General features: G+C 70.3%; 9 protein-coding genes and 3 pseudogenes. 6 read left to right on the top strand and 6 right to left on the bottom strand.

Features of this window, described 5'->3' with window-relative positions; translation table 11 throughout:
• Window positions 1–146: 146 nt before the first annotated feature.
• Window positions 147–500, bottom strand: coding sequence for a hypothetical protein (locus ACIBJF_RS48520; RefSeq protein ID WP_399184292.1), 354 nt, complete (start codon window positions 498–500; stop codon window positions 147–149).
• Between the two features lie 266 nt (window positions 501–766).
• Between ACIBJF_RS48520 and ACIBJF_RS48515 the strand changes: the two genes are divergently transcribed.
• A complete protein-coding gene (locus ACIBJF_RS48515; protein ID WP_399184291.1) occupies window positions 767–1042 on the top strand; it encodes a DUF5808 domain-containing protein in 276 nt (91 codons plus the stop codon).
• Between the two features lie 135 nt (window positions 1043–1177).
• Here the strand turns inward: ACIBJF_RS48515 and gap are convergent, their stop codons facing one another.
• A complete protein-coding gene (gap, locus tag ACIBJF_RS48510) occupies window positions 1178–2191 on the bottom strand; it encodes a type I glyceraldehyde-3-phosphate dehydrogenase (protein WP_399184290.1) in 1014 nt (337 codons plus the stop codon).
• A gap of 76 nt (window positions 2192–2267) precedes the next feature.
• On the opposite strand from gap, the pseudogene ppk2 reads away from it, so the two are divergent.
• Window positions 2268–3070, top strand: a pseudogene (ppk2, locus tag ACIBJF_RS48505) (polyphosphate kinase 2).
• A gap of 14 nt (window positions 3071–3084) precedes the next feature.
• Here ppk2 and ACIBJF_RS48500 read toward each other — a convergent pair.
• The 4 genes from ACIBJF_RS48500 to ACIBJF_RS48485 form a co-directional block, all read right to left on the bottom strand.
• Entirely contained in the window at window positions 3085–3957 is an 873-nt protein-coding gene (locus tag ACIBJF_RS48500) for a universal stress protein (protein WP_399184288.1), read from the bottom strand.
• A 5-nt stretch (window positions 3958–3962) separates the two neighbouring features.
• Entirely contained in the window at window positions 3963–4985 is a 1023-nt protein-coding gene (gene adhP / locus ACIBJF_RS48495) for an alcohol dehydrogenase AdhP (protein ID WP_399184286.1), read from the bottom strand.
• A 26-nt stretch (window positions 4986–5011) separates the two neighbouring features.
• A complete protein-coding gene (locus ACIBJF_RS48490; protein WP_399184284.1) occupies window positions 5012–5917 on the bottom strand; it encodes a universal stress protein in 906 nt (301 codons plus the stop codon).
• 169 nt (window positions 5918–6086) lie between these two features.
• On the bottom strand, window positions 6087–6713 hold the full coding sequence (locus tag ACIBJF_RS48485; protein WP_399184282.1) for a hypothetical protein: 627 nt from the start codon (window positions 6711–6713) through the stop codon (window positions 6087–6089).
• A gap of 232 nt (window positions 6714–6945) precedes the next feature.
• Between ACIBJF_RS48485 and ACIBJF_RS48480 the strand changes: the two genes are divergently transcribed.
• The 4 genes and pseudogenes from ACIBJF_RS48480 to ACIBJF_RS48465 all read left to right on the top strand — a co-directional run.
• Window positions 6946–8658, top strand: a complete 1713-nt coding sequence (locus tag ACIBJF_RS48480; protein WP_399184280.1) for a SulP family inorganic anion transporter — start codon at window positions 6946–6948, stop codon at window positions 8656–8658.
• Window positions 8659–9007: 349 nt separating this feature from the next.
• On the top strand, window positions 9008–10180 hold the full coding sequence (locus ACIBJF_RS48475; RefSeq protein WP_399184278.1) for a DUF2786 domain-containing protein: 1173 nt from the start codon (window positions 9008–9010) through the stop codon (window positions 10178–10180).
• Window positions 10181–10227: 47 nt separating this feature from the next.
• Window positions 10228–11079, top strand: a pseudogene (locus ACIBJF_RS48470) (IS5 family transposase).
• Between the two features lie 182 nt (window positions 11080–11261).
• A pseudogene (locus ACIBJF_RS48465) lies at window positions 11262–11774 on the top strand (transposase); the annotation flags it as partial.

Raw genomic sequence — 11774 nt, 5'->3', positions numbered from 1 at the left:
GCTCGGTGTGCCGGCCGGGCCCGCCACCTCGGCGGTCCTGGTCTACCGGCTGCTCACGTTCTGGCTCAACGTCCCGCTCGGTGCACTGGCCCTCGACTTCGTCCAGCGGCGTGGGTACGTGTGACGCCGACTCACATCCAGCCCGCTCACATCCAGGGGTCGGGACCGGGATCGCCGCCCGCTGCCGCGACGGCGAGCCGGCCGGTGTAGTGCGTCCACCCCTCCTCGTGCGCGTGGGAAGTGCCACGAAGCCGTCCTGGGCTAATACCACTACCTGCCAGTGAGCCTTTTCCAACCTGCTCCAGGTCGCCCGGGAGACCGAGTTCCCGCTCGACGTTGACGACCGTGAGGCCGTCGACGCCCGGGGTCCGGGCTCCCTTGTTGCGCGCGACCCGTTCGAACGCCACGAGCAGCGTCGCCGGGTCGCATACGAGGTTGAACAGATCGTCGAACCTGCGGCCATGGTCAGCCGCCGCCCAACGGTGAAGTTTGGTCTGCATCCCCGATACCCGCTGGTGAGACCCCAACGGGGCCTCGGGAGCAGCGTTGGGCCGGTCGGCCCTGAGTCTCACGTCGTACGGCCGCGCGTCCGCGACGGGCATTGAGGCCGAGGCGTCCCCCGCCACGGCGCCAAGGTGCATGTCTTTCCCAGCGGCGCGGAGGTCTGCTGCCGCCACAAGCGGCCAGGACCACCTACTACGCGAGCGCCCTGTCGCCCTGCGCCATGGCCTTGGCCTCGCACCTGGACGCCGCGTAGCGTCTGACCATGAACAGGCAACTGCAAAGGAACATGGTGCTCGTTGCCGCCGGCGCGGTCGTCGCCGCAGCCCTGGCGAAGGAACTGCGTAAACCCTCAAAGGCGCGCACCTGGACAGGGCGCGTCTTCGGGCTCCCGTACGACTTCCGGCGACCCACACCGGAGAAGATCGCCCGCGAGTTCTGGGATCCCGACAGCGACGCCTTCTTCACGCCGCACGCCTTCGGCGTCGGATACGGAGTGAACCTGGCCCGCGTGGCACGGGAGCTACGCCGCTCTCGTTGATCGGGTTGCAACGGCAGCCGACGGTCGCTGGTTGCCCCGCGGTGCCGAGTGCCTCATCGCAGTGCGCGAGTGCAGCAGGTCCGCACCCCTGTGCCCTTGCTCGGGCACAGGGGAATCGCTCGCTCCCGTTAGCCGTCAATCACCCGCGACCAGGGCGGTGAGGTCCAAGAGCCGGTTGGTGTAGCCCCACTCGTTGTCGTACCAGCCGAAGACCTTGACCAGGGTGCCGTTGGCCTGGGTGAGCGCGGCGTCGAAGACGCAGGAGGCCGGGTCGCCGATGACGTCGCGGGAGACGATGGGCGCTGTCGAGACCCGCAGGATGCCGTTCAGCGGTCCCTCGGCAACCTCGGCGAAGGCCGTGTTGATCTCGTCGGCCGTGACCTCGCGATTGAGCACGACCGTCAGGTCGGTGAGCGAGCCGTCCTCCACGGGCACCCGGACGGCGATCCCGTCCAGTGCACCGGCCAGTTCCGGCAGTACGAGGCCGACAGCGCGAGCGGCGCCCGTGCTGGTCGGGATGATGCTCAGCGCCGCCGAACGCGCGCGGCGCAGATCCTTGTGCGGGCCGTCGAGCAGGGACTGGTCGTTGGTGTAGCCGTGGATGGTGGTCAGCAGGCCGCGGTCGATGCCGAAGGCGTCGTCGAGCACCTTGACCATCGGTGCGAGGCAGTTGGTGGTGCAGGAGGCGGCCGAGATGATCCGGTCGCGATCACGGTCGTACGTGTTGTCGTTGACGCCCATCACGATGGTGGCGTCGACGCCCTTGCCGGGCGCCGACAGGAGCACGGTGTGGGCGCCGGCCTTCAGGTGCAGGGCCGCAGAGTCGCGGTCGCGGAAGCGGCCGGTGGACTCGATGACGATGTCGGCTCCGTAGTCGGACCAGTGCAGGGCGGCGGGGTCCCGCTCAGCGGTGACGTTGATCCGCCGGCCGTCGACGGTGATCGAGCTGTCGTCGTGTGCAACCTCGCGTCCGATGTGCCCGAAGGTCGAGTCGTACTCCAGGAGGTGGGCGAGGGTGGCGGGCGGGGCGATGTCGTTGATCGCAACGACGTGGACGTCCTGGGTGCCCGCCTCCGCGCGGTCGAGGGCCGCGCGGAGATAGGTGCGGCCGATCCGGCCGAAGCCGTTGATGCCGACACGTACGGTCATGGTGAGGAACTCCTTTACAGTCGGGGGCCTACCGTGGTCGGGAGTGGCTCAGTGAGTCGTCGGTGGTGGAGGCGGCATGGCTGGTAAGAAGGCGGCGAAGCTGCCCCGCGAGGTGTACGAGAAGGAACTGCTGTGCCTGCAGACCGAGTTGGTGAAGCTGCAGGAGTGGGTGCGGGCGGAGGGTGCTCGGCTGGTCGTGATCTTCGAGGGGCGGGATGCGGCGGGCAAGGGCGGGACCATCAAGCGGGTCGCCTTGCATCTCAATCCGCGGGTGGCGCGGATCGCGGCCCTGCCGAAGCCGACCGAGCGCAAGCGGACCCAGTGGTACTTCCAGCGGTACGTCGAGCATCTGCCGGCCGCCGGGGAGATCGTGCTGTTCGACCGGTCCTGGTACACCCGGCCGGGGTCGAGCATGTGATGGGCTTCTGTACGAAGGAGGAGTACCAGCTGTTCCTGCGGCAGTGCCCGATCTTCGAGCGGATGCTGGTGGAGGACGGGATCCTGCTGCGCAAGTACTGGTTCTCAGTGAGCGACACCGCGCAGCAGGAGCGGTTCCGGCGCCGTCTGGAGGATCCGTTGCGGCGCTGGAAGCTGTCGCCGATGGACCTGGAGTCGATCACTCGCTGGGAGGCGTACTCGCGGGCCAAGGACGAGATGCTGATCCACACGGACATCTCCGAGGCGCCCTGGTACGTCGTGGAGAGCGACGACAAGCGCCGGGCGCGGCTGAACATGATCGCCCATCTGCTCGGCTCGCTCCCCTATCACGACGTGCCCCCACCGGTTCTGGAGCTGCCGCGTCGGCCGCCGTCGACCGGCTACGAGCGGCCGCCGCGTGATCTGCAGACGTACGTCCCGGATCACGCGGCGAGCCTGTAAGCCGGTCATCGGGCTCACGTCCGGTGCGGTACGACGGCGACGGGGCAGTTGGCGTGGTGCAGCACCGCGTGGGCGACGCGGCCGAACTGGAGGCCGTAGTGGCCCTCGCGGCGCCGGGCCCCGACGACGAGCAGGTCGGCGTCGGCCGAGGCGCCGAGCAGGACCTGGCGGGTGTGGCCCTCGACGGTGCGGCGGTGCACCTCGACGTCGGCCGGGACGTCCCGCAGAGCTGCTTCCAGCGCCTCCGCTGCCTTCTCCTCGTGCAGCCGGGCCGGTTCGCCGGCCAGCAGGGGGTGGTCGGTCGTCTCGTGTGCGGGGCAGCGCCAGGCCCGGACGGCTTCCAGCGGCACGCCGCGGAGCTGTGCCTCCTCAGCGGCGAAGCGCATCGCCGCTGCGTCCGTCGGCTCCTCGCCGACGCCCACGACGATGCGGCCGTGCCTGCCGGGTACGGCCCGGTTGTCGTGGCTGCCGCGCAACACGATCACGGGGCAGTGCGCGTGGCCGGCCACCGTGACGCTGACGGAGCCGAGGAGCGCCTCGGTCAGGCTGCTCCGGCCGCGTGAGCCGAGGACCATGGCGGCGGCGGTGCGGCTTTCCCGTACCAGCGCGTACTCGGGTTCCTCGGGCAGCACGTCGATGGTGACCTTCACATCGGGTTGACGCGTGCGGACCCGGCGCGCGGCGGTCTCGACGATGTCCTCAGCCATCACCTGGTCCGAGGGCTTGCCGAGATCGTCCGAGAGGGCGGTCCCTTCGTACCGCTCCCACAGCGAGGCGTACACCAGCCGCAGCGGCAGTCCCCGCAGGGCGGCCTCGTCGGCCGCCCAGTCAACGGCGCGCAGGCTCGGCTCCGAACCGTCGACGCCGACGACCAGGGGCAGTTCCATCTCGCTCACCTTCCCGCGTCCAGGTCGAAGACGATCCGGGCCTTGATGTCGCCGCGCAGCACGGCGTCGATGGACTCGTTCACGGAGGCGAGCGGACGGGTCTCGTAGATGACCTTGGTCCGGCCGGCAGCGTGGAGTTGGAAGACCTCGGTGAGGTCCTGCCGCGTGCCCACGATCGAGCCGATGACGGACGTGCCGTTGAGGACGGTGTCGAAGATCGGGACCTGGATCGTGCCGTGGGCGGGCAGGGCCACCATGACGAGCTTGCCGCCGCGCCGCAGGCCGGAGTTGACGGCCTCGAACGCGGCCGGGTTCACCGCGAGGGCGATCGCGGCGTGGGCGCCGCCGTGCTTCTTCAGCTCCTTGCCGACGTCCTGCTTGCGGGCGTCGATGACGAGGTCGGCTCCGAGCTCGCGGGCAAGTTCGAGCTTGTCGTCGGTGACGTCGATGGCCGCGACGGTGGCTCCGGCAATCTTGGCGTACTGCAGGGCGAGGTGTCCGAGGCCGCCGACGCCGGAGATCGCGACGAGCTGGGTGGGCCGGACGTCGGCGACCTTGAGTGCCTTGTACGTGGTGACGCCCGCGCAGGTCAGCGGGGCGGCGTCGAACGGGGTGACGCCCTCGGGCACCGACTGAGCGAAGTCGGCCCAGGCCAGCATCTTCTCGGCGTATCCGCCGTCGCAGCCGTACCCGGTGTTGACCTGCTGCTCGCACAGCGTCTCCCAGCCGGACAGGCAGTGCTCGCACCGCCCGCAGGCCTTCCCGAGCCACGGCACGGCGACCCGGTCCCCCACACTCAGATGGGTGACGCCGTCGCCGAGCTTCTCGACGAGGCCCACACCTTCATGACCGGGGACGAAGGGCGGAGTGGGCTTGACGGGCCAGTCGCCGTGTGCGGCGTGGATGTCGGTGTGGCACAGCCCGGAGGCCTCGACGCGGATGCGGACCTGGCCGGGGCCGGGTTCGGGGTCGGGGCGTTCCTCGATGACGAGGGGCTCGCCGAAGGCTCGTACGACCGCTGCCTTCATGATCTGTTCTCTCCTCTGGGGGTGCGTCAGTCGTGGGCGACGACGGCGACGGGGGCGGTGGAGTGGTGCAGGACGGCGTGGGTGACGGTGCCGATGTGGGCGCCGACGGCAGAGTTGCGGATGCGGCGGCCGACGACGACCAGGGAGGCTTCGTGCGAGGCGTCGATCAGGAGGAGCGAGGGGCTGCCGTAGCCCGACTGCTCCACGACGTCGACGTCCGGGTACTTCTGCCGCCACGGGCGCAGCACCTCGCTCAGCATCACGGCGTCGCCGTTCGCCATCTCCCGCTCGACCGCGGGCTCAAGAGCCATGCCGTAGGCGTAGTAGGGCGGCGGGTTCCAGGCGTGCACGACCCGCAGCGGCACCGACCGGCGCGCGGCGGCCTCGAAGGCGAACCCGATCAGCGCCTCGTCGGGGCGGGCGACGTCGAGCCCGAGGACAACGGGACGGAACGCCGTGGCTGCGGACGGGATGCCTGCCGGGTCCATCTGGTGCTCGTCCGCGGCCTGTTCACCGGCACGGACCAGGACCACGGGCCGCTCGGTATGCGCCACGACCGCGAGGCCGACCGAGCCGACCAGGAATCCGCCGATCCCGCCCAGGCCGCGTGCGCCGAGGACGAGCATGTCGGCGTCCTTGGCCGCGTTGACCAGGGCTTCGGCGGGTCGTCCGGTGAGCTGCTCGGTGGTCACCTCGATTCCGGGGTGGCGCAGTCGCAGGCCGTCGGCGGACTCGCGGGGGATCCTCTCGGTCCAGTGCTGGTGCGTCTCGGCGCCGAGGAGCGGGGCCTGGGCCATGGGCTCCGGGACGGGCTCCCATACCTGGACGAGTTTCACCGGCAGGCCGCGCAGTTTCGCCTCGCGGGCCGCCCATTCCGCGGCGGCGCGGCTCTCGGGTGAGCCGTCGAGGCCGACGGTGATGGTGCGGGGCATGTTCTCCACCTCCTGAATCGGGGCCCCCGAGGGGACCCGATTCCAGCGTCGTGTTCGGGGGTTGTTCAGGGCAGCGGCCGCTGGTCCTTCAGCGGGGACAATGGGCCCCTGACACGGCCCGGCGGGACGGGCCCGGGGCGAGGTCCGTCCCGCCGCGTGCGGGTTCGGTTCAGTGCAGCCAGGTGTGGTCGCGGACGATCGGCAGCCGCGCCCATGGCCGGCCCAGGCCCCAGGTGGCGCCCGCTGCCGCCACGGCGATCAGCGCGAGAGCGTAGATCACGTGGTAGTCGGTGAACGGGTTCGTCGACATGCTCGGCGCGCCGTTCGACAGGTGCTTGGCCGGCGGCCACTCGGCGATCCACATCAGCGCCATCATCGCCGTGCCCGCCACCGCGGCCGGCCACAGCGCCACACCGGACATGACGGCCAGGCCGATGCCGAGCAGGCCCAGCATGAACAGCCAGTTGGCCCAGGTGTCACCGGCCCAGGAGTGGAACGTCGACTCCATCGGCCCGGCGGCGACGGAGCTGAGGAAGCCCTTCGTCGGCGACCCACCGTCGATCCAGCCCTTGCCGGAGGCGGTCGCGTAACCCAGACCGAAGGTCTTGTCCAGGAACGCCCAAAGGAAGACGAACCCGGTCAGGATGCGCAGGGAGGCGAGGGCGTAGGCCTGCGCGGTGTGCGTGCCGAGACGTGCCGACACGGCGGACTGGGAGCCGGAGCCGGTCCGGTTCCAGCGGAAGGCGGCCGACAGGTGGAAGCCCGGGCTCCGGTGAGGGTGCTCGTGCACGGCCATGATGGTGATCCCTTCGGGGATGTATGAATCGTTGTCTCCTTGACGTGTCTCACTCTCGTCCGATGCCTGGCCTGGCGCCGGATGCCGAAGGTCTCCATCCGTTGGGCTGAACGTCCCTGCACGCGAGGCCCGTTGGGCTGGAGGTGGCGAACTGGGCAGGTGGAAGACCGGGCGGGTATCGCGGATGATCGCGCGGCCATGGATGCTGGGCCCAGGCAGAGAGGGGCGGCACATGGCTGAGGGTGCGGGCAGACGGTTTGCGTGGTGGCGTCGGCTGATACCCGGCCTCGACGCCCTGCTCAGTTACCGGCGCTCGTGGCTGAGGGGTGACCTGCTGGCCGGCGTCACGGTGGCGGCGTACCTCGTGCCGCAGGTGATGGCCTACGCGGGCGTGGCCGGGCTGCCACCGGTCGCCGGACTGTGGGCGATCCTGCCCGCCCTCGCGATGTACGCGCTGTTCGGGTCCACCCGGCTGCTGTCGGTCGGGCCGGAATCCACCACCGCGCTGATGACCGCCACTGTGGTTGGTCCACTCGCTGCCGGGGATGCCGGACGCTACACGTCGCTGGCCGCGGCTCTCGCGGTCACCGTCGGCTTGCTGTGCCTGGTCGCGCGGGTGGTGCGGCTGGGTTTCCTGGCGGATCTGCTCTCCCGTCCGGTCCTGACCGGCTATCTGGCGGGAGTGGCCCTGATCATGATGGTGGACCAGGTGCCCAGGCTCACCGGCGTGCGGACGACCGGTTCGGAGTTCTTCCCGCAACTGTGGTCTTTCGTTGTGCACTTGGGCGACAGCGATCCGCCAACGCTCGCCTTCTCCGCGGTCGCACTCGCGTTCCTGTTCGCGGTGAAGCGGTACGTGCCTGCGCTGCCCGGACCGCTGCTCACGGTGATCCTCGGCACGGCAGCCGTCACCGTCTTCGGCCTCGACCACCGGCACGGCGTCAAGGTGATCGGCGAGGTCCCGTCGGGGCTGCCCTCCCTCGCACTGCCGGACCTGGGCGAGCTGCCGCGCCTGGTGCTGCCCGCTCTGGGAGTGCTCCTGGTGGCGTATACGGACTTCATCCTCACCGCGCGCGCCTTCACACGCCATGAAGAGGAGGGCCCGGGGCTCGACGCCAACCAGGAGTTCCTGGCACTGGGGGCGTCCAACCTCGGTGCCGGCGTCCTGCACGGCTTCCCCGTCAGCAGCAGCGCCAGCCGCACCGCCCTCGCCTCCTCAACCGGCGCGCGCAGCCAGGTCTACTCCCTCGTCTCCGGCGCTGTGGTGCTGGCAGTCCTGCTCTTTCTCAGCCCGCTGCTGACCCGCATGCCCTCCGCCGTGCTCGGCGCGCTGGTCGTCTACGCGGCCGTCCGCATGATCGACCTGGACGGCTTCCGCCGCCTGGCCTCCTTCCGCCGCCGCGAACTCCTGCTGGCGCTCGGCTGCCTGGTCGGCGTGCTGGCCCTGGACATCCTCTACGGGGTGATCGTGGCGGTCGGCCTGTCGGTGGCCGAACTGCTCACCCGGGTCGCGCGCCCTCACGACGCGGTCGAGGGGCTGGTGCCGGGAGTGGCGGGCATGCATGACGTGGACGACTATCCGCAGGCGCGCACGATCCCCGGTCTGCTGGTCTACCGCTACGACTCGCCTCTGTTCTTCGCCAACGCCGAGGACTTCCGGCGCCGGGCCCTGGCCGCCGTCGACGAACAGACCGGCCCGGTGCGCTGGTTCGTCCTGAACACCGAGGCCAACGTCGAGGTCGACATCACGGCCCTCGACGCGGTCGACGAGCTGCGCCGGGAGCTCACCGGCCGCGGCATCGTGTTCGCTCTGGCCCGGGTAAAGCAGGAATTGCTGAACGACCTCAAGGCATACGGTCTGGCAGACTCCGTCGGAAGGGACCTCATCTTCCCGACGCTGCCGACCGCGGTGGCGGCGTACCGCACCTGGTGCGGCGAGCACTAAGAGCGTCCGCCAGTAGGTCTGCTGCTGATCGCTCGTGCTGGCGTTCTGTTCCGTCGGTGCCGGGGCGGCGTGTTCCGGTTTGCCGCTACGCTCAGTGTCGGCGGATGGTCGGTGATAGAGGGCTTGGGGAACTGGGTTGGGCAAGCGCAACCAGGAGCGTCGGCGAGTCAAGAAGAAGCAGCGGGACGCGAAGCGGCGGAGCGGGGCGGGGCAGGGGGCGGTTTTCGGGTTCGCTTCCTGCGAGTGTGGTGATCCGTTCTGCCCGGGTAGTGGTGGGTCCGTTCCTCCGCCGCGTGGTCCGCGGACCATCGTGGATCTCCTGGATGAGGCGATGGCACGGTTGTGTGCGGTGCCTGCCGGGGACGCCGGGCGTCGCGAGGCGGCGCTTGAGCGGGCCGCTGCGCTGTTCACCCGGCGCGGCGTTAGCCGGGCGGTGCTCCAGGTGGGTGGGGTGGTGGTGCACGATCTGTGGCACCGTGGCTGGCAGCCGGTGGATGTGGTGCGCGTCGCGCGCCGGGAGCTGTCTGTGCGGCACGCGCGGATCGCGGCCGATCTGGTCGCCGCCGAGCACCGCGAGTATCCGGCGGCGCGGTTGCCCAGGCGCTGGGCCGAGCAGCTCGCGGAGGCGTCGGCCACGGTGTGGTGGGGCGACGACGACGCCTACGTCGAGGGTGTGGCCGCGCGGGAGAAGTGCGAGCCTGCGGTGCTGGGACGGGCGGTCGTGGAGCTGTTGGAACTGCTGAGCCAGCTTCCCGAGGTGCCGCGGCTGATGCCGGTGCCTTGCGAGACCGGCAGCACCGGGACGGCCGAGGCCGGCGGGGTGGAGTCTTCGCTGCTGGGCAAGATCCGGGCGCTGCTGACGAAGGCCGAGTCGACCTCGTTCCCCGAGGAGGCGGAAGCGCTGACGGCCAAGGCGCAGCAGTTGATGTCCCAGCACAGCATCGATACGGCGCTGCTGGCAGCGGAGCGGGGCGAGCGGCAGGTGCCCGGCGGGGTGCGGGTGGCGGTGGATGCCCCGTACGAGGAGCCGAAGGCGGTGCTGCTGCAGGCGGTGGCCGAGGCGAACCGCTGCCGCACGGTGTGGTCGAAGAACCTGGGCTTTTCCACAGTGGTCGGCTTCGCCTCCGACGTGGAGGCGGTCGAGTTGCTGTTCACCTCGCTGCTGGTCCAGGCCCAGGCTGCGCTGCAGGCGGCGGGCGCACGCAAGCGCGGGGACGGGAGCTCCCGCACGCGGTCCTTTCGGCAGTCGTTCCTGGTGGCCTACGCCACCAGGATCGAGGAGCGCCTCGGGCGGGTCGCCGAGCAGACGGTGAAGGCGGCCGAAAAGGCCGGCCGTACGGCAGCACTGCTTCCCGTGCTGGCCTCGCGGGCCGAAGCGGTGGACGACCAGGTGGACGAGCTGTTCGGCGAGCTGTCCTACAGTCACGGTTCGGCATACGCCAACGACCGCGAGGGGTGGGCCCACGGCACGGCCGCCGCCGACCGGGCCGAACTGCACACCAGGGCCGGCGCGCTGCGCTGAACCGCCCGGGCGCGGCGCTGCGACATCCGCGTGTTCGGGGAGGGTTCGTGCCTGTCGTTCCGGCCTGCATCATGGAGCCGCTGCGTGAGGAGTTCCTCGCGCTACTGCCGGAGCACCGAGACGACCACCCGCTGGGTTGCCACAACCCGCGCATCCCCGATGCGCTGGTCTTCGACCGGCTCATCCTGGTCCTGGTGTCCGGCATGGGCTACGAGCGCGTGGTGGACCAGGCCTGCTCGGCCACCACGATCCGACGCCGCCGGGACCACTGGATCACCCTGGGGATGGGCGAGGCACTGCGCCTGGCGGCTCTGGCCGCCTACGACCGCATGGTCGGCCTGGAGCTGGAACACCTGGCTGCCGACGGCTGCCAGACCAAGGCGCCCTCCGGAGGCGAATGTGCGGGCAAGAGCCCGGTTGACCGTGCCAAATAGGGCGTCAAACGCTCGCAGTTGACCGAGGCCTATGGTATCCCGCTGGTCACCGACCCGGCCCCGGCCAACATCCGCGACCACACGCTCCTTCCGGCGACCCTCGACCAGTACCGCGACCTGGGCAAGGTGCTCGGCCCGCTGCCCGAACAGCCCGCCCTCAGCCTGGACGCCGGATACGACTACCGCATCGTCTACGAGGACCTGACAGAGCGCCAGATCACTCCGCAGATCGCCAAACGTGGCCAGCAGACACCGATCCAGGCGGACGGCCGCTGGGTGGTAGAGAGAACGAACTCGTGGCTGAACAACTTCGGCAAGCTCCGCCGCTGCACCGAGCGCCGCCGGGTGTGCGTCGAGTTCTACATCGCCCTGGCCACAGCGGTCGTCACCATCCGCAGTCTGATCCGACGAGCCTGGTTCACCTACCGCTGGGACACCCGCCCGCGCAGCCCCCGCATCCGCTGACCTACTGGCGGACGCTCTAAGCTTAGTGTTTAACCTGGGCCGTTCACCCGACCTGCTGATCTTGGTTCGTTCCCGGGACAGCAGGGCGGCCGTTCTTCACGCTTCGAGGTGTCGAGCAACGTCGCGTGAAGGAACGGCCGCTGGTGAAGAGTCTCGCCCCTGAACGATCCACTGACGCCGCGTTGGGCGTCCTGTCCCACTTTCGTGTCGCGTTCTACGACTGCCTCTACACCCGGGCGGATGCGCTCTTCGAGCTGACCGACGCGGTGCTGTGCTCGGATGGCCCAGTGACGTCGCTGGTCGAGTTGACGCTCACAGCCGAGCACCGGCGCGGGCACGGAGCGATGTACGACGCGGTCAATCACGGCTGGCTGGAGCCGCGCCGCCTGCGCAGGCTGCTGGCCACCACGCCGCTGCCGCGTGCCGCCGACGGGCGGATCGTGCTCGCCGTGGACGTGAGCAACTGGCTGCGTCCCGACGCCCCCACCAGCCCGGAGTTGCTGTTCTGCCACGTCTACGGGCGGGGCCGCAGCGCGGATCAGTTCGCCCCCCGGCTGGCCCTACTCCTTCGTCGCTGCCCTGGAGACAGGACGCACGTCCTGGACGGCCGTGCTGGACGCGATCCGGCTGGGGCCGGCCGACGACGCCACCGCGGTGACCGCGACCCAGCTGCGCGAGGTGGTCACCCGGCTGGT

Origin of the sequence: Streptomyces sp. NPDC050743 (assembly GCF_044456925.1) — a bacterium.
GTDB lineage: Bacteria > Actinomycetota > Actinomycetes > Streptomycetales > Streptomycetaceae > Streptomyces.
Note: the sequence above shows the minus strand (reverse complement) of the source record. Positions and strands in the feature narration are given on the sequence as shown.

Coding starts and splice junctions, on each gene's coding strand:
- ACIBJF_RS48515 (WP_399184291.1), top strand. CDS start 767: ATGAACAGGCAACTGCAAAGGAACATGGTGCTCGTTGCCGCCGGCGCG.
- ACIBJF_RS48520 (WP_399184292.1), bottom strand. CDS start 500: ATGCAGACCAAACTTCACCGTTGGGCGGCGGCTGACCATGGCCGCAGG.
- ACIBJF_RS48490 (WP_399184284.1), bottom strand. CDS start 5,917: ATGCCCCGCACCATCACCGTCGGCCTCGACGGCTCACCCGAGAGCCGC.
- ACIBJF_RS48485 (WP_399184282.1), bottom strand. CDS start 6,713: ATGGCCGTGCACGAGCACCCTCACCGGAGCCCGGGCTTCCACCTGTCG.
- ACIBJF_RS48500 (WP_399184288.1), bottom strand. CDS start 3,957: ATGGAACTGCCCCTGGTCGTCGGCGTCGACGGTTCGGAGCCGAGCCTG.
- gap (WP_399184290.1), bottom strand. CDS start 2,191: ATGACCGTACGTGTCGGCATCAACGGCTTCGGCCGGATCGGCCGCACC.
- adhP (WP_399184286.1), bottom strand. CDS start 4,985: ATGAAGGCAGCGGTCGTACGAGCCTTCGGCGAGCCCCTCGTCATCGAG.
- ACIBJF_RS48480 (WP_399184280.1), top strand. CDS start 6,946: ATGGCTGAGGGTGCGGGCAGACGGTTTGCGTGGTGGCGTCGGCTGATA.